The 17,211-nt window shown below is 64.8% G+C and carries 17 protein-coding genes and 1 pseudogene; 12 read left to right on the top strand and 6 right to left on the bottom strand.

All coding sequences use genetic code 11. The features are described from left to right. Positions 1-18: 18 nt before the first annotated feature. The 4 genes from lptB to ACPFMJ_RS13970 form a co-directional block, all read right to left on the bottom strand. Positions 19-1,014 (bottom strand): LPS export ABC transporter ATP-binding protein, encoded by a 996-nt coding sequence (gene lptB, locus ACPFMJ_RS13985; RefSeq protein WP_424360585.1) that lies wholly within the window; start codon positions 1,012-1,014, stop codon positions 19-21. A 131-nt stretch (positions 1,015-1,145) separates the two neighbouring features. Continuing rightward, positions 1,146-1,751, bottom strand: a complete 606-nt coding sequence (gene leuD / locus ACPFMJ_RS13980) for a 3-isopropylmalate dehydratase small subunit (protein WP_424360584.1) — start codon at positions 1,749-1,751, stop codon at positions 1,146-1,148. Positions 1,752-1,988: 237 nt separating this feature from the next. Further along, positions 1,989-2,801, bottom strand: a complete 813-nt coding sequence (locus ACPFMJ_RS13975) for an outer membrane protein (protein ID WP_424360583.1) — start codon at positions 2,799-2,801, stop codon at positions 1,989-1,991. Between the two features lie 151 nt (positions 2,802-2,952). Continuing rightward, positions 2,953-3,426: a DUF2243 domain-containing protein gene (locus tag ACPFMJ_RS13970; protein WP_424360582.1), complete on the bottom strand. Its 474-nt coding sequence runs from the start codon at positions 3,424-3,426 to the stop codon at positions 2,953-2,955. Positions 3,427-3,545: 119 nt separating this feature from the next. Between ACPFMJ_RS13970 and ACPFMJ_RS13965 the strand changes: the two genes are divergently transcribed. From ACPFMJ_RS13965 to ACPFMJ_RS13940, 6 genes and pseudogenes are all read left to right on the top strand, one after another. Continuing rightward, complete coding sequence (locus ACPFMJ_RS13965) at positions 3,546-4,247, top strand: Crp/Fnr family transcriptional regulator (RefSeq protein WP_424360581.1); 702 nt, start codon at positions 3,546-3,548, stop codon at positions 4,245-4,247. Beyond that, positions 4,244-6,120: pseudogene (acs, locus tag ACPFMJ_RS13960) on the top strand (acetate--CoA ligase). The gene ACPFMJ_RS13965 and the pseudogene acs overlap by 4 nt, the downstream one beginning before the upstream one ends. After that, positions 6,012-6,764, top strand: a complete 753-nt coding sequence (locus ACPFMJ_RS13955) for a hypothetical protein (protein ID WP_424363939.1) — start codon at positions 6,012-6,014, stop codon at positions 6,762-6,764. Before acs ends, ACPFMJ_RS13955 begins: the two are co-directional and overlap by 109 nt. Then, positions 6,764-7,045 carry a hypothetical protein gene (locus tag ACPFMJ_RS13950; protein ID WP_424360580.1) on the top strand — a complete coding sequence of 94 codons (282 nt, stop codon included), beginning with the start codon at positions 6,764-6,766 and terminating at the stop codon, positions 7,043-7,045. Before ACPFMJ_RS13955 ends, ACPFMJ_RS13950 begins: the two co-directional genes overlap by 1 nt. Positions 7,046-7,097: 52 nt before the next feature. Continuing rightward, a complete protein-coding gene (locus ACPFMJ_RS13945; RefSeq protein WP_424360579.1) occupies positions 7,098-7,844 on the top strand; it encodes a hypothetical protein in 747 nt (248 codons plus the stop codon). Between the two features lie 207 nt (positions 7,845-8,051). Further along, positions 8,052-8,702: an SOUL family heme-binding protein gene (locus tag ACPFMJ_RS13940; RefSeq protein WP_424360578.1), complete on the top strand. Its 651-nt coding sequence runs from the start codon at positions 8,052-8,054 to the stop codon at positions 8,700-8,702. Between the two features lie 232 nt (positions 8,703-8,934). Here the strand turns inward: ACPFMJ_RS13940 and ACPFMJ_RS13935 are convergent, their stop codons facing one another. Further along, on the bottom strand, positions 8,935-9,495 hold the full coding sequence (locus ACPFMJ_RS13935) for a nucleoside deaminase (RefSeq protein ID WP_424360577.1): 561 nt from the start codon (positions 9,493-9,495) through the stop codon (positions 8,935-8,937). A 260-nt stretch (positions 9,496-9,755) separates the two neighbouring features. Between ACPFMJ_RS13935 and chrA the strand changes: the two genes are divergently transcribed. From chrA to fabD, 3 genes are all read left to right on the top strand, one after another. Continuing rightward, positions 9,756-11,123 (top strand): chromate efflux transporter, encoded by a 1,368-nt coding sequence (chrA, locus tag ACPFMJ_RS13930; RefSeq protein ID WP_424363868.1) that lies wholly within the window; start codon positions 9,756-9,758, stop codon positions 11,121-11,123. 17 nt (positions 11,124-11,140) lie between these two features. After that, positions 11,141-12,028 (top strand): DUF1259 domain-containing protein, encoded by an 888-nt coding sequence (locus ACPFMJ_RS13925; protein ID WP_424360576.1) that lies wholly within the window; start codon positions 11,141-11,143, stop codon positions 12,026-12,028. Positions 12,029-12,149: 121 nt separating this feature from the next. Beyond that, entirely contained in the window at positions 12,150-13,094 is a 945-nt protein-coding gene (gene fabD, locus ACPFMJ_RS13920) for an ACP S-malonyltransferase (RefSeq protein WP_424360575.1), read from the top strand. Positions 13,095-13,215: 121 nt separating this feature from the next. Here the strand turns inward: fabD and ACPFMJ_RS13915 are convergent, their stop codons facing one another. Further along, positions 13,216-13,962: an outer membrane protein gene (locus ACPFMJ_RS13915; protein ID WP_424360574.1), complete on the bottom strand. Its 747-nt coding sequence runs from the start codon at positions 13,960-13,962 to the stop codon at positions 13,216-13,218. Positions 13,963-14,427: 465 nt separating this feature from the next. On the opposite strand from ACPFMJ_RS13915, the gene fabG reads away from it, so the two are divergent. The 3 genes from fabG (at position 14,428) to fabF (ending at position 17,092) form a co-directional block, all read left to right on the top strand. After that, positions 14,428-15,165 carry a 3-oxoacyl-[acyl-carrier-protein] reductase gene (fabG, locus tag ACPFMJ_RS13910; protein WP_424360573.1) on the top strand — a complete coding sequence of 246 codons (738 nt, stop codon included), beginning with the start codon at positions 14,428-14,430 and terminating at the stop codon, positions 15,163-15,165. Between the two features lie 312 nt (positions 15,166-15,477). Further along, positions 15,478-15,717: an acyl carrier protein gene (locus ACPFMJ_RS13905; RefSeq protein ID WP_281799750.1), complete on the top strand. Its 240-nt coding sequence runs from the start codon at positions 15,478-15,480 to the stop codon at positions 15,715-15,717. A gap of 112 nt (positions 15,718-15,829) precedes the next feature. Beyond that, on the top strand, positions 15,830-17,092 hold the full coding sequence (fabF, locus tag ACPFMJ_RS13900; RefSeq protein WP_424360572.1) for a beta-ketoacyl-ACP synthase II: 1,263 nt from the start codon (positions 15,830-15,832) through the stop codon (positions 17,090-17,092). Positions 17,093-17,211 lie beyond the last annotated feature (119 nt).

The following is a 17,211-nucleotide window of genomic DNA, read 5'->3' as shown; positions in this document are numbered from 1 at the left end:
AAAGCGCTGCAATTTAAATTACATACGAAAATCCTCGCCGAGGTAGATTCGGCGCACGTCCGGATTGGCGACGATCTCGTCGGGCGGGCCTTCGGTCAAGACGTGACCATTGTAGATAATATAGGCCCGGTCCGTGAGACCGAGCGTTTCGCGCACGCTGTGATCGGTGATGAGCACGCCGATTCCCCGCGACTTCAGATGCCGCACGAGATCCTGAATGCCGCCGACCGCAATCGGGTCGATGCCGGCGAAGGGCTCGTCCAGCAGCATGAAGGAGGGGTGCCCGGCGAGGGCGCGGGCGATTTCGCAGCGTCGCCTTTCGCCGCCGGACAGCGCGATGGCCGGGCTCTTGCGCAGCCGGGTGAGCCGCATTTCATCGAGCAGCCCGTCGAGCTCCGCCTCGCGCTTTTTTGGGTCCGGCTGGGTGATCTCCAGCACGGCGCGGATATTATCCTCGACCGAAAGCCCCCTGAAAACAGAGGCTTCCTGCGGCAGATAGCCGATGCCGAGCCGCGCGCGGCGATACATCGGCAAAGGCGTGACGTCGTAGCCGTCGAGCGAGATGACGCCCTTGTCGGGCTTCACCAGCCCGGTGATCATATAGAAGACGGTCGTCTTGCCGGCGCCGTTCGGGCCGAGCAGGCCCACGGCCTCGCCGCGCTTCACATGGAGGCTGACATCCTCCACAACCCGGCGCGCCTTGTAGGACTTGGCGAGATTATGGACGGAGAGCATGCCCTCGCCGTCATAGCCCGGCCCCTCGAGATAGGAACCGGCCGAGATCGTCTGGGGGCCGTTTTCGTCGCCGGCCCTGGCCTGCGCCCAAACGGGGGCGTCCTCTGGAGGGGCGCCTGAATTTTCAGCAGACGGGTCTCCGCGCCAATCGGCCTCCGCCAGATCGTCTTTCTTGTGCGACCGGACCTTCTCGAGACGCGCCCGCGCCGCGCCGAGCGCCCCGGCGAGGGACTGCGCGGCGTCGCGAAGGCGCGTGGCGAGAGCGGCGAATTGACTCAATGGGGTCCCGCAACAGGAAGAGAAATTACCCGCGTTCGCGGCGTCGCCCACCCTTCCCGTCAGGCGCCGTTGCGCTTCCTATCGCAAGCGCGGGCGCGCCGCCAGAGGACGCGCCGCCGCGCTTGCGACTGTCACGCCCAGGGGCGCGACTGCGCGGAAGACTTCTCGAAAGCGTCGATCTTCTCCGCTTTCTGCAGGGTGAGGCCGATATCGTCCAGGCCGTTGAGCAGGCAGTGCTTGCGGAAGGGATCGATGTCGAATTTGATCACGCCGCCATCCGGCCCGCGGATTTCCTGCGCTTCGAGATCGACCGTCAGCGTCGCGTTGGCGCCGCGCCTGGCGTCGTCGAAAAGCTTGTCGAGCTCCGCCTGCGTCACCTTGATCGGCAGAATGCCGTTCTTGAAGCAGTTGTTGTAGAAGATGTCCGCGAAGCTCGTCGAGATGACGCAGCGCAGGCCGAAGTCGAGAAGCGCCCAGGGGGCGTGCTCGCGCGAGGAGCCGCAGCCGAAATTGTCGCCGGCGATCAGGATCGTCGCCTTGCGATAGGCCGGCTGGTTGAGAACGAAATCGGAATTCTCCGAGCCGTCCTCGCGATAGCGCATCTCCGAGAAGAGGCCCTTGCCGAGGCCGGTGCGCGCGATCGTCTTGAGATATTGCTTGGGGATGATCATGTCCGTGTCGACATTCATGATCGGCAGCGGCGCGGCGACACCCGTCAGCGTGGTGAACTTGTCCATATTCCTCGGCCTGGCGCGTTGAATTGATTGACGCGCCCTTTAGCAAATTGCCCGGCCCAGGCAAAGGGCCGCGCTGAGGGGGGCCCGGAGCGTCCCAATGGGACGCCGCGGCGCCGCTCATGCTTGGACACGACTTCCGTGCAGGCTCCTCAGCTTGCAAGCCTCAATCCGAGGAGCGAGCGAAGCTCGCCTCTCGAAGGACGCCGCCGCCTTGGAGATTTGTCTGCTGACGTTTTCTCAGTAGGCCGCCATGATCGGCTCGCCGCCGCCGCCGGTGTTGAAGCGGTAATTCACGCCCAGCCGGAAGATGTTGATCTGCGGATGGCGGTGATAGCCCCAGTTCCAGCCGAAGGATCCGGTGGTTCCGCCGCTGTCGAGATCCATGAAGAGATACTCGCCCTTGACCGACCAGCCGGGACGGACGAGCCATTCGACGCCGCCGCCCGCCGTCCAGCCGACGCGGACATTGCTGTAGCCCGTATATTGGCCCTGCACCTGGCCATAGGCGAAGCCGGCCGTGCCATAGACAAGGAAAGTCGGGGCGACGAGGAAGCCGGCGCGGCCGCGCACCGTGCCGAACCAGTTGAGCGCAATCCCGATATTTCCGGAAGGGGCGAGCGGGGCGAGGATGCCGCCCGGCGTCACGGGGCTCGGATAGACGGCCCAGGAGGCGTTGCCGCCCGACTGCATGGTCGAGCCCTGAATATCGGCCTCGGCGCCGACGACGATCGAGTCGCGGAACTGCCAGTCGTAACCAATCTGGCCGCCGCCGACGACGCCGCCGGCGTTGCCGCCGCCATTGCTGGAGCCGGGCAGGAGCCAGAGGCCGCCCGCGACGGGGTCGGTATAGGGCGCGATGTTCGCGTAATTGAGCGTATTGGCCGTCCAGCCGCCGCCAATGTTCACGCCAGCGAAGAAGCCGGTCCAGAGGGCGGGGGGCGGAGGCGGAGGCGGAAGATAGGCTCCCTGGCGCAGGGGCAGGTCGGCTGCGAGCGCCGGGCCGGCGAAAAGGGCGGCGCCGGCCGCGCCGGCGAGCAGGCTTTTTCTCATGTCGAATCTCCTCGGCGGGGAGCGAATCCGTGCGCCATTCCGAGGAGAGATTGCGGGGGATTATGGTTAACGGCGTCTTAAGCGTCGCGGAAACTAGCGCCCCGCCGCGCTTTTTGAGCGCCGCTTGTGGCGGCGGCGCCACGCCGGCGGATCACGCCGCCGCGTAACGGCGTCGCCAGCTCACATGGAGCGCCCAGCCGGCGACGAGCATCGCCGCGCCCCAAAGCATGAAACCCCAGTCCCAGAAGGCCCATTGCGACCGCGGCGCCGTCTCGTTGACGTGATGAATTCCGAGAATGAGATGGTTCACGGCGCCCTCGACGAGATTGAACCCGCCCCAGCCCATGAGCAGCGCCCCGACCAGCTCGCGCCCCGAGAGGACGCCGCGCCGCGCCGCGCGCCACAGAAGAAGGAGCCCGACGGCGACGCAGACCCAGGTGAAGGCGTGGAAGAGCCCGTCCCAAAGCGTGTTGAGCTCCAGATTCGCAACGGTGTCCGGCGTTCGGACAGTGCTCAGCATGTGATGCCACTGGAGAAGCTGGTGGAACACGATCCCGTCGAAAAAACCGCCGAGCCCGACGCCCAGAACGATCCCCGCCAAGGTCGCGCCGTTTCGTTCCGCCATCTCCGCCTCCCTTGCGAATGGGTCAGAACGCCCGCGGCGCTGCGGGGTTCCGCACCCCGATTCCATGTGGGGTGAAAGCGCGCTAAGGTGCGGCGAAGGGCAGATTTTTCAGGCTGCGAATGATCCCGCAAAACTGGCTCGTCGAAGCAATCGGCTATCTCGCCGCGGCGGCGAACGTGTTCGTCTTCGTGTCGAACACGATGATCCCGCTGCGCATCGCGGCCATCGCCGCGAACGCGCTGTTCGCGGCTTACTTTTTCCTCAAGGGCTATTACCCGCTCTTCGCGCTCAACGCCCTCATGGCGCCGATCAACATGTTCCGCCTGCGCCAGATGCGCCGGCTGATTCTCGACGTGCGCCACGCGACGCAGCAGGCCGGCGAGGGCGAGTTCGATTACGAATGGCTGCGGCCTTACATGAAGCCGATCAAGCTTCCCGCCGGCTTCACGCTTCACCGCAAGGGCGACCTCTCGGAGGAGGCCTATATCATCGTGAAAGGCGCGATCCTGCTGCTCGAACCAAATGTCACGCTCAAAGCGGGCGCCTTTTTCGGGGAGATGGGCTTGTTCACGGAGGAGAACCGCCGTACCGCCACCGTGATCGCGGCGACCGAGGTGGAGCTCCTCTGCGTGCGCTACGACGAATTGCTCGAGCTCGCGGCGCAGAACCCGCAATTCGGCTTTTATCTGATGAAGCTGATGATGCAGCGCATGCAGCACAATGTTGAGCTGGCGCGGGAGACGACGGCGGCGAAGGAGAAGGCGCCGCCGCCCGCCATTGCGAGGAGCGTCAGCGACGAAGCAATCCAGGGGCCGTCATAGCGGCGCCCATACCCATCGACGACGAGGCCTATCGCGCGCTTTACGACGAATCGCAGAAAGACCCCCACGCCTTCTGGGCGCGCGAGGCGCAGCGCATCGCGATCATCGAAAGGTGGGACGAGCTTCGTCGACAACCTCGATCGAAAGTGAACAGCGATGAACTGCATCACTTACCGCCAGCTTCACGAATCTGGGAAGGTGACGATCCTTCGGTACAGCGTTTCGCTAACGTCCTGAAAAAGCATGGCGTGAAAAAGGGCGACCGCGTACGATTTATCTGCCGATGATCCCGAGGCCGCCTACGCCATGCTGGCCTGCGCGCGCATCGGCGCGATCCACTCGGTCGTTTTCGGCGGCTTCTCGCCGGACAGCGCTGGCGGGGCGCATCGAGGATGCGCAGTCGGACGTCATCATCACCGCCGACGAAGGCGTTCGCGGCGGCAAGCCCGTCGCGCTCAAGAAGAATTGCGACGCCGCACTGACGAAAGGCAAAGGCGACGAGAAAGTTCTCGTCGTGCGCCGCACCGGTAATCCTGTTCCTTGGACACCCGGCCGCGATTTCTGGCTGCAGGATGAGGCGAAGCATGTCTCCGCCGATTGCCCCTATGCGGAAATGGGCGCCGAGGATCCGCTGTTCATTCTCTATACGTCGGGCTCGACCGGTAAGCCCAAGGGCGTCGTTCACACAACGGGCGGCTATCTCGTCCACGCCTCGATGACGCATCAGTACGTCTTCGACTATCGCGACGATGATGTCTACTGGTGCACGGCCGACGTCGGCTGGGTGACTGGCCACAGCTACATCGTCTATGGCCCGCTCGCCAATGGCGCGACGACGCTGATGTTCGAAGGCGTGCCGACCTATCCGTCCGCGTCTCCCGCTTCTGGGACGTCGTCGACAAGCATGGAAGGTGGACGATCTTCTACACCGCGCCGACCGCGATCCGCGCGCTTATGGGTGCGGGCGACGCGCTTGTGAAGAAATCGAGCCGCGCCTCGTTGCGGCTGCTCGGCTCGGTCGGCGAGCCGATCAATCCGGAAGCCTGGGAGTGGTATCACAACGTCGTCGGCGAAGGCCGCTGCCCGATCGTCGACACCTGGTGGCAGACCGAAACCGGCGGCATCCTGATCGCGCCGCTGCCCGGCGCGACCGCCCTGAAGCCAGGGTCCGCAACAAAGCCCTTCTTTGGGGTGCAGCCGGCGCTCGTTGACGACAAGGGCAAGCTCTTGGAAGGCGATGCGCAAGGAAACCTCGTCATCCTCGACAGTTGGCCAGGCCAGTCGCGCACCATCTACGGCGATCACGACCGCTTCGTGCAGACCTATTTTTCTGCCTATCCCGGAACGTATTTCACGGGCGACGGCGCGCGCCGCGATGCCGACGGATACTATTGGATCACTGGGCCGCGTCGACGACGTCATCAACGTCTCCGGCCATCGCATGGGCACGGCCGAAATCGAAAGCGCCCTCGTCGCGCATGAAAGTCGCCGAAGCCGCGGTCGTCGGCTATCCGCACGACCTCAAGGGCCAGGGCATCTACGCCTATGTCACGCTGATGGAAGGCGCGCATCCGACCGAGCATCTGCGCAAGGAGCTGGTCAAATGGGTGCGCGAGGAAATCGGCCCGATCGCGTCCCCCGACTGATCCAGTTCGCGCCGGGATTGCCCATGCGGCGGATTTTGCGCAAGATCGCGGAAGGGGAATTTGGGGCGCTGGGCGCTCGCTGGCAAGATCATGCGACGCTGATTTCGAGGGCGGAAAATTGCCGAAGCGGGTCGACCTTGGGCGATTCCAAATCGCAGGCTCATTTGAGGCCGCCTACGACTATGCCTTCCGGCCAAGTGTTCTCGACGGGTTCGGCGTGGAGATGATCCTGGACCTGAATACTTTCATGCTTGGGACCCCCCGGGCTGGTGGACAGGGAGGAGATGGCGGCGAGACGCATGAGTTCATGACCGCCGACGGCAAGTGCCAGACTGTGGTTGACGCAATGCGGGCACGTGCGAAGCTCGAATTGTCCGACTACCGGGACGACCTCACGACACGCGAATTAGCGCTGCTGGCGAACATGAGCGAAGGTGCAGTTCGCAATGCCCTTTCTGACAAGAACGAAAACGGGCTTCGCGCCATCCCAGGGTCGAAGCCTGTAAAAGTTGCACATGAAGATGCCCTGCGTTGGCTATCGGGCCGTCGAGGCTTCGTCCCCTCACCGGAGAGGCTGATCGAAGACCACCCTCTGCATGAGCATATTGAAGCGCTCAAAACGGCTGACGGCCTAGGAAAAACTGTGCGCAGACTGCTTTGGTCCGCCTTCGGTAATCCCGATCAAGCCCCCAAGCAACTTGGCTGGTCGGTAGAGCAGGTGCAGGCATGGTGCGATGGAACATATCGCTTTGACGGCGAAACGGCCGCGACTCTCGCGACAGCACTCAACATCGACGTTCCGATGTTTGTGGGAAAGGCCCTTGAAGTCGCTCTTCGCCGCGATCTCCCTAAGCGCAAAGGCGGCGAGTGATGACAACGAAGCTCAGCGTGCACGCGGCAGCGCGCCGGCAGCAGCGTGCGATCCCCACCTTCATAATCGAACTGCTGGAGGCTTGCGGAAGTGAACGCCGTTGCGGGGGCGCTGAAAAGCTCCTTTTCGATAAGGCCGCAAGGAAGCGTCTCAAACACTACCTCGGCGGAGAGCGCGGCCTTCGTATAGTTGAGCCTTGGCTCAAGGTATACGCGATTCTCGGGGACAACGGCAGCGTTGTGACAATGGCTCACACGTCAAAACGTCATCGCCATCACTGATGGCCGCAGTCCTCGCATCATCGTTACTGCTCAAATAGAAGTGCTAATCCGCATGAAATTAATCGACCAAACCTGTGCAAACCTTGTTCCGCACGGCCGCATGGCTTGCGACAGATGCTGGAAGAACGTCACAACTAACGTTCAAGAAGCCGGTCCGTTTCGCCTGGTGCGCGATCCGGGCCACTGGGGCAGCTCGACCCCCTCAACCCTTGTGCTCGGCGTCAGTAAGGGCAACACGCAATCTAATGCCTTCGCGACCAGCCATTTCGATGCTGTTGCGTTCATGGGGATTCGCGGCAGATTGCTTCAAGTCTTGCAGACCGTTGGGCTGCTGCAGGGTGAAACTGTCACCGCCTTCGAGCAGCGTTTTTGCAGAGACGAGCAGGAATACGCTTTTGCCAGCGTCGTCCGGTGCTCATTGACGGGCATGGACCGGAAGAAACGCATCCACACGGCAGATAGCCCGAATGTTATTCCTGCTTTCAAGGAGGGTTCTGCGGGCTATGGATTCACATCCGAGTGCGTTGATCAACATCTTGGGAAATTACCTGATGCAACGCAACGCGTCGTTCTGCTCGGAAACACGGATGCCTACATTGAGCACTTACGCGCTGTCGTTGGACGCTCGCGGGGGAGCCTTCGAAAGATCAATGATGTCGCTTACAGCGCCGGCGGCGTGATGTTCGTGCATGTCTCCCATCCATCCAAGGGGAATAGGCACTTTGGCGCCTTCCTTCGAGGCGAGGGCATTCCGGGGGAAAAAATGCGGATGGCGAGAGAGGCAATTAAATCCGCATAGATCCTAAGGCGTCACCAGCGGGACACTCGGACTGCACAATGACTATAGTATAACCCGCAATCGACGAAGCGCGCGGCACGGACAGATGCTCGTTAGCATCTGCCGCGCAGTGCTGGCCAAAATCCACCCCTCATTGGCGCCCTTTAACCTGTTCCGCCGCACCGCCCCGCCTCACTTTCTCGCGCAAGAGAAGAGAAGGAGTGGGCAATGCGGCGCTTTCTCGCCATCCTCGCCGGTCTTTCCGTCGCTGGTCCTGCGCTGGCGGATTCCGACGTGGAGCATGCGCGATATCGGGTCGTCTCTTCGGCCGGAGACGTCGAGATTCGCGACTACGCGCCGCAGATCGTCGCGGAGACGACGGTCGCCGGCGAGCGCGACGCGGCCATCAATGAAGGCTTCCGCCGCCTCGCCGGTTACATCTTCGGCGACAATGCGCCCAAACAGAAAATCGCGATGACCGCGCCCGTGGCGCAGGAGCCCGCGGGCGAGAAGGTCGCCGGGGAAAAGATCGCCATGACGGCTCCTGTCGGCCAGACGCGCGAGGGCGGGCAATGGAAAGTGCGCTTCACCATGCCAGCCGAACACAGCATGGCGAGCCTGCCGCGCCCCAATAATGCGAGCGTGACGCTGGCGAAAACGCCAGCAAAGCGCATGGCGGCGATTCGCTTTTCCGGCGTCGCCGACGACGCGGACCTCGCCGCGAATGAAGTGAAGCTGCGCGCGCATCTGAAAGCGCAGGGACTCGCGGCAAAGGGCGCCGCGCAATACGCCTTCTACGACCCGCCCTGGACGCTGCCCTGGAACCGGCGCAACGAGGTCATGGTCGAGGTCTCCTCGGAAACGACCCATCGGCCCTGACGCGCGCTCGCCCTCGCCAAAGGCCGCCAAGAGCTGAGGGCGGGGGCGAGCGGCTCACTCGTCACGCACACATCAGGCGCACTCGACTTTTTGCGCCGACGCCCCTCGTGCTTCGAGACGCCTGCTGCGCAGGCTTCTCACCGGAAGGGCGTTCTTTGTGGGTGAACCACTTGGGCCTCATCCAGGGGAGCTCGCGTCTCGAAGGGCGAGGCCGCCTTGGTGGTTCGATGCATTATTTGAACAGCGCCAGCGCCTCCGCCGCCAGCACGCCGCCCGTAATGTCGATCGTCTCGAAGGGCGCGGCCTCGGCGAGCGTGCGGCTCGGCGTCATGATCTGCCCGATCTTCGTCGAGAGCTGCTCGATGGACGCGGCGTAAACCATGCGCGCGAAACCGCTCCAGAGAATCGCGCCCATGCACATCGGACAGGGCTCGCCCGTCGTATAGAGCGTCGCGCCCTTGAGTTCGCCCGCCGGATGGGACGCGCAAAAATTGCGGATCGCGACCACCTCGCCATGCGCCGTCGGGTCGTTAGTCCTGATCCCCATATTGCGGCCGGTCGCCGCGACCTTCCCATCGCGGACGATCACGGCACCGAAGGGGAAGTCGCCCTTCGCCGCCTCCGCCAGCGCCAGCCGCATGAAGCCTTCATCCTCCGCGCGCGAAGGCGAAAGGACCGCTTTCGCCGAGGCGGGCCCGAACGCGGCGTCGACGGCGACGCAAGCAAGGCCGGCGAGAGTCCGTCGCCGGCTGAAACCGGTCCCGCAATGGCAGACCACAGTTTTGTCCTGCATCGAAAGCCCCCGAAATTGCTTCTTTGAGAAACAGCCAGATCCGAACGGGAACTATAACGCCTGCCCGGCCGCATCCCTATGGCCGGAAGGGGCGCTTCCGCCCCGCTTGACTTTCATGCCCCCAACGGCAATTTCCTCGCCGATGGGGAAGCGATCTCCCCGCTAGGCGACATGCCCAAGCATCGCGTCACCCTTTTTCCTGGGGCGCTAGAGGCATGGCTGAAATTCCCGACATAACCGACGACGATCCGCACGCACGCATGGCGCCGAGCCCTTCGCCGGACGCGCATGGCGTGTCGCTGGCCGACGCGACGCGCGTCTGGGCGCGGGTGGCGATGCTGAGCTTTGGCGGGCCAGCCGGACAGATCGCGGCGATGCACCGGATCATCGTCGACGAGAAGAAGTGGGTTCCCGAAAGCCGCTTCCTGCACGCCCTCAATTACTGCATGCTCTTGCCCGGACCCGAGGCCCAGCAGCTCGCGACCTATATCGGCTGGCTGATGCATCGGGACATTGGCGGGCTCATCGCCGGGGGTCTGTTCATTCTTCCCGGCGTAGTTTCGATCATGGCGCTGAGCGTGATTTATGCGCTCTGGGGCAATGTCGGGATTGTCGGCGCGCTGTTCTTCGGGCTGAAAGCCGCCGTCCTCGCCATCGTCGTCGAAGCCGTTTTCCGCATCGGCAGGCGCAGTCTGAAATCGCTGGAGATGCGGGCTCTCGCCGCCGCTTCCTTCGTCGCGATTTTCTTCTTCGCCGCGCCGTTCCCCGCCATCGTCCTTGCGGCGGCCATGATCGGCTATGTGGGCGCCGTGCGCGGGAACGCCGCCTTCGCGGCGTTCGGACACGGAGCTGACCATGCCGACGGCGAAAGCCTTCTCGGCAATGAAACGCCCGCTCACGCGCAGCCTTCCGCGAAGCGGGCCTTGCGGGTCAGCCTGATCTGGCTGGCGCTCTGGCTCGTTCCCGTCGCCGCCATCCTGATGGCCGCCGGCCCGGATGACGTCTTTTCCCAGATCGCGGTTTTCTTCAGCAAAATGGCCGTCGTCACCTTTGGCGGCGCCTATGCGGCGCTCGCCTATGTCGCCCAACGGGCCGTCGAAACCTATCACTGGCTCGCGCCCGCCGAGATGCTCGACGGTCTCGGCATGGCGGAGACGACGCCCGGCCCGCTGATCATGGTGCTGCAATTCGTGGGCTTCATGGCGGCCTTCCGCGCGCCCGGAGACTTGCCCCCGCTGCTCGCGGGCGCGCTTGGCGGTCTCCTTGCGACCTGGGTGACTTTCGCGCCGTGCTTTTTCTGGATCTTCCTCGGCGGCCCCTACATCGAGAAGGTCCGCGCGAACAGGGCGCTGTCCGGCGCACTGGCGGCGATCACCGCCGCGGTGGTCGGCGTCATTCTCAACCTCGCCATCTGGTTCGCCATCCACGCCGTCTTCCGCGAGACCGTCGCCGTCCGCGGCTACGGGCTCGCCTTCGACAGGCCGGTTCTCGAAAGCGTCAATTTCTGGAGCCTCGCGCTCTCGGCCGCCGCCGCCGTCGCGATCTTCCGATTCCGGATCGGGATGCTTCAAACACTGGGGGGAACCTGCCTCGCGGGGATGGGTCTCTTCCTCGCGGGGGCGCTTTGAACCGAAAGGAAATGCACATGAAGACGGCCCTCAGCATTTTCGCCGCGACCGCCCTGCTTCTTTCCCCGCCGCTCGCCATGGCGGAAACCGACTGGTCGCAGGTCGACGCCGCCATCGGCAAGAAGCCCGCCGTCGCCGGGACCGTGCACAAATACGGCCTTCCGCGCAGCGACCTGCGCGTGACCCTGGACGGCGTCGACATCAAGCCGGGTCTGGCGCTCGGCGGCTGGATCGCCTTCGAGCCTTCGGGACAGGGCGCCATGATGATGGGCGATCTCGTCCTGACCGAGAACGAAGTGACCCCGGTCATGCGGGCGCTGCTGGCGAACGGCGTCTCGGTCACGGGCGTCCATAATCACCTTCTGCGCGCCAGCCCTGCGACCTTCTACATGCATGTCGGCGGGCATGGCGATCCGGCGAAGCTGGCCAAGGCGGTGCGGGACGCGCTCTCGCAGACGAAGACGCCCTTCGAAACCGCCGCCGTCCCCGCCGGCGAGCCGCCGAAGATCGACTTCGACACGGCGCAAGTGGACGAAGCGCTCGGCTTCCAGGGCAAGAACAATGGCGGGATCTATCAGTTCGGCATCCCCAAGGCCGAGCAGGTGAGGATGGGCGGTGCGACCGTCGCGCCCGCCATGGGCGTCGCGAACGCCGTCAACTTCCAGCCGACCGGAGACGGAAAGGCCGCGATCACCGGCGACTTCGTGGCGACGGCGCGGGAAGTCGAGCCGCTGCTCAAGGCTCTCGAGACGAGCGGGATCGAAGTCACGGCGCTGCACAACCACACGCTCGACGATGAGCCGCGGCTGTTCTTCGTTCATTTCTGGGCGCATGACGACGCGGTGAAACTGGCGAAGGCGCTGCGCGCCAGCCTCGATGCGGTTCACGCCGCGGCCCGCATGTGATCTCGCCCGGGCGCCGCAGACCCCTTCGCGACGCGGCCCGCGACCCTGCGCAAACTTGACACGCAGCGCCCGCCAATGCCACTCGCGGCGCGAAACGGCATAAAGGAAAGGGCGGTTGCGCATGGCGAAGGCATTTATTTTCCCCGGTCAGGGCTCGCAGGCGGTGGGCATGGGCAAGGCGCTGGCCGAAAGCTTCGCGCCCGCGCGCGCGGTCTTCGAGGAGATTGATTCGGCGCTCTCGCAGCCGCTCTCGAAGCTCATGTTCGAAGGGCCGGAGAATGAGCTGACGCTGACGGCCAACGCCCAGCCGGCGCTGATGGCCGTCTCGCTCGCGACGATCCGCGTGCTCGAGACCGAATGCGGGCTCGATCTCGCAAAGGACGCGGCCTTCGTCGCGGGCCACTCTCTCGGCGAATATTCGGCCCTCGCCGCCGCCGGGGCGCTCTCGATCGCCGACACGGCGAAGCTGCTGCGAATTCGCGGCGACGCGATGCAGAAGGCCGTGCCGGTCGGCGAAGGCGCCATGGCGGCGCTGCTCGGCGCCGAGGTCGACCAGGCGAAGGAGATCGCCGGCGAGGCGGCTTCCGCGCTTTCCGCCTGCTGTCAGGTGGCGAACGACAATGGCGGCGGGCAGGTGGTGATCTCCGGCGCAAAGGCCGCCGTCGAAAAGGCGATGGACATCGCGAAGGAGAAGGGAATCAAGCGCGCCGTGCTGCTGCCCGTCTCCGCGCCTTTCCATTGCGCGCTGATGCAGCCCGCCGCCGACGCCATGGCCGCGGCGCTTGCGACCGCCTCCATCTCGGCGCCGCAAGTCCCGGTCGTCGCCAATGTCACCGCCCAGCCCGTCACGGATCCGGAAACGATCCGCAAGCTCCTCGTCGAGCAGGTGACGGGCGCGGTGCGCTGGCGCGAATGCGTGGCCTATATCGCGTCGCAGGGCGTCGATAAATTCGTGGAATGCGGCTCGGGCAAGGTGCTTGCCGGCCTCCTGAAGCGCATCGCCCCCGGCGCGACCGCGGTCTCCGTCGGCGCCCCGGCCGATCTCGACGCCTACCGGGCGTTCTAACTCCAGCTTTTTGTCGCGACGCGCTGTCTCGCCCCTAACCGCTTTCCGCTTCTGCGGAAAGCGCTCCAAAACAAAAAGCCCGGCCGCAAGGCCGGGCTTTCCGTCCTCGATCGACGATCGATTAGTAGTTGGCGAGGACCGGAGCGGCCGAGCCGAAGTTGAAGTGATAGTTCACGCCCGCGCGCACCGTGTGGAAGCGGGTGTGATTGTTCACGTTGTTCAGGCCGATGCCCGGGTTGAACGCCCAGTTCTGGTTGCCGCCCGAGACGTCGGTGTAGAGGTACTCGGCCTTGACCGACCAGTTCGGCATGAACATCCACTCGGCGCCGCCGCCGGCGGTCCAGCCCGTCTGAACGGCGCTGTTGTTGTTCCACCACAGGTTACGCTGCACGTCCGCATAGGCGAAGCCGCCCGTGCCGTAGATCAGCAGGGTGGGCATGCCCGGGAAGGTCACGCCGAGGCGGCCGCGAACCGTGCCGAACCAGTTGATCGAGGCCGTCGAGCCGCCGAAGCCGCCCCAGGCGATCGCCCAGTTGTTGTTGGCGCCGCCGCCACCGATGCTGGTGCCCTGGAAGTCGGTCTCGACGCCGACCACGAGCCACGGCGAGAACTGATAGTTGTAGCCGAGCTGGCCGCCGCCGACGACGCCGCCGGAGTTGGAGTTGTTGCCCCACCACACGTTCGAGGAGGTCTGGTCCTGCCAGCCGCCGCCGATGTTCAGACCGGCGTAGAAACCGGTCCAGGTCATGACCGGCGGCGGGGGAATGTAAGCCGGCGGGGGGGCCTTGCGGGAGGGAAGGTCCGCGGCCTGCGCCGCGCCAGCCGCAAGCGCGGCCGCCATAGCGATAGCGGAAAGAGTGGTCTTCATGTCGTAACCCTTTGCTCAAGTCAGAATTCGATGACCCGCATCTGCCCCGACTTGGCGGGCGTAATGACGCGATGCGGACCCCAAGCGGTCGGACTGTGTTCAATGTCGCGGCGCGAAGCAACCAACAGAAGGTAAATTCCGGCTCCCCGCGGCCGAAACTCCGACGGTGTTGCACAGGCGCCACTACTGGAACGTCACGTCTTAACAGTATCTTAGCCATAATTTTTTCATATTTGTTAGGAACTTGCAAACGTGGCGCCATGGCCTGCCGCCAGATGCTCGCCGCGTGGTCGCACCAGCTTCGCAGGGAGCGCCAGCGCGGTCCTGGTGGCCTCGCGAGATGATTCCCGGCCATTACTTTGGCGCCGCCAAGGGCGCAGGGCCTCGCAATTTTCGCATTTCCGGGTAAAGGAGGCGCGGAAACGGGCAGCCGCATGCAGCGGCATGCGGAGACGGAGGAAAAGAATGTTCGATTTGTCTGGCAAGACGGCGCTCGTTACCGGCGCGAGCGGCGGCATCGGCAAGGATATCGCCCGCGCGCTCGTCAATTCGGGCGCGACGGTGGCGCTCTCCGGCACCCGCCGGGAGGCGCTCGAGGCGCTTGCGGCCGAACTCGGCGGCGCGACCCATGTCCTGCCCTGCAATCTCGCCGACAAGGAAGACACCGAGAAGCTGGTCCCGGCGGCGGAGGCCGCGATGGGCGGCGTCGACATTCTCGTGAACAACGCCGGCGTCACCCGCGACATGTTGTTCATGCGCCTCAAGGACGAGGACTGGGACACCGTCCTCAACATCAATCTGACCTCGGCCTTCCGCCTCTCCCGCGCGGTCCTGCGCGGCATGATGAAGAAGCGCTTCGGCCGCATCATCGGCATCACGTCGATCGTCGGCGTCACCGGCAATCCGGGCCAGGGCAATTACGCCGCCGCCAAGGCGGGCATGATCGGCATGTCGAAGTCGCTCGCGGCCGAAGTCGCCTCGCGCGGCGTGACGGTGAACTGCATCGCGCCCGGCTTCATCGAGACCCCGATGACCGACGCGCTGACTGACGCGCAGAAGGAGAAGATCCTCTCCGTCGTGCCGGCCGGGCGCCTCGGCGCGGGCGCCGACGTCGCCGCCGCGGTCGTTTATCTGGCGAGCGCGGAAGCGGGCTACGTCACCGGCCAGACGCTGCATGTGAACGGCGGCATGGCCATGATCTGACGGCGTTTCCCAGGCGCGCGCGAATTGCGGCTTTTCGCCGTCGTTCCGCGCCGCCGGGCGCTTCGGTTTTTCGCGGCGCGGGGCGCCTCCCGCCCTCTCGCCAAGGAAAACGAAGTGTGTTACCAGACCGACGCCGCGAGAGGGGCGGCGCCGCCGTATTTCCGTATGACAAGGGCTCGAGCGCTGCTTCGTCGCGCGCCGCCTTCGGAAGCCGGCCGGCGCACAAGAAATCTTTTGGAGGATACGGCGAGCGGGCGTCGCCCCGCATCGCCGAATCGGTGCGAGCGCACCATAGCAACAGGGACTAAATCAATGAGCGATGTCGCCGAGCGCGTGAAGAAGATCGTTGTCGAACATCTCGGCGTCGAGCCCGAAAAGGTCGTCGACAAGGCCAATTTCATCGACGATCTGGGCGCCGACTCGCTCGACACGGTCGAGCTGGTCATGGCTTTCGAGGAAGAATTCGGCGTCGAGATTCCGGACGACGCGGCCGAGACCATCGTGACGGTCGGCGACGCCGTGAAGTTCCTCGAGAAGGCCAAGGCCGCCTAAGCAACGCTCGGGAGAAGCGCGCCGCGGGACGGCGCGTTCTTTGAGTCACGCCGCCCGGCGAAGCGTCGACGGGCGGCTCGTATCCGTTACACAGAAAATTCGAGAGCAAGTCATGCGCAGGGTGGTCGTCACCGGCCTTGGCGTCGTGTCCCCTTTGGGCTGCGGCGTTGAAACGAATTGGCGGCGTCTCGTCGCCGGCGAACACGGCTTCCGCCGCATCGACACTTTCGAGACGGCGGACCTCGCCTGCCAGATCGCGGCGATGATTCCGCGCGGCGACGGCTCGAACGGCTCCTTCAATGCGGACGACTGGTTCGATCCCAAGGAGCAGCGCAAGGTCGACGACTTCATCGTTTACGGCGTCGCCGCGGCGACGCAGGCGCTCGCGGACGCCGGCTGGAAGGCCGACACGCCCGAGAAGCAGGAAACCACCGGCGTTCTCATCGGCTCCGGCATTGGCGGCCTCGGCGGCATTTACGAGACCTCGATCACGCTGAAGGAAAAGGGCCCGCGCCGCGTGTCGCCCTTCTTCGTCTCCGGCCGCATCATCAATCTCGTCGCCGGCTACGTCTCCATTCTGCACGGCCTCAAGGGGCCGAACCACGCCGTGGTGACGGCCTGCGCCACCGGCACCCACGCCGTCGGCGACGCCGCGCGCATCATCGCGATGGGCGACGCCGACGTCATGGTCGCGGGCGGCGCCGAATCGCCGGTCAACCGCATCGGCGTCGCGGGCTTCGCCGCCTGCCGCGCGCTCTCGACCGGCTTCAACGACCGCCCGGCCGAGGCCTCGCGTCCCTATGACAAGGACCGCGACGGATTCGTGCTCGGCGAAGGCGCCGGCTGCGTCGTGCTCGAGGAATATGAGCACGCCAAGGCCCGCGGCGCGAAGATTTACGCCGAGCTGATCGGCTACGGCATGTCGGGCGACGCCTATCACATCACGGCGCCGACCCCGGACGGCGACGGCGCCTATCGCTGCATGAAGGCGGCGCTGAAGCGCTCGGGCCTGCCGGTCAGCGAGATCGATTACGTCAACGCCCATGGCACCTCGACGCCGCTCGGCGACGAGATCGAACTGAAGGCGGTGGAGCGGCTGATCGGCAATAACGAGCCGCGCCTCTCCATGTCGTCGACAAAATCGGCGATCGGGCATCTGCTCGGCGGCGCCGGCGCGGTCGAAGCCGTCTTCACGATTCTCGCCATGACGCACAACGCCGCGCCGCCGACGCGCAATCTCGACAATCCGTCCGTCGAGACGGCCATCGACCTCGTGCCGAAGGTCGCCCGTCAGCGCGAGATCAACATCGCTCTGTCGAACTCCTTCGGATTCGGCGGCACCAACGCGTCGCTGGCCTTCCGAAAGCTGAGCTAAGCTCAAGCTCGGCCTGGATTTTTCAGGGGATGAGCCGGGCGAGGCGTATCGCCCGGCGCGCGCGGCTGTTAACCATGTTCGCCCGTTCCTGAATTCGCCACAATGTCCAATAGTGTAAG

The organism is Methylocystis parvus (assembly GCF_049675845.1).
Taxonomy (GTDB): domain Bacteria; phylum Pseudomonadota; class Alphaproteobacteria; order Rhizobiales; family Beijerinckiaceae; genus Methylocystis; species Methylocystis parvus_A.
The sequence above is the reverse complement of the archived record's forward strand: the minus strand, read 5'-3'. Positions and strand labels throughout refer to the sequence as shown.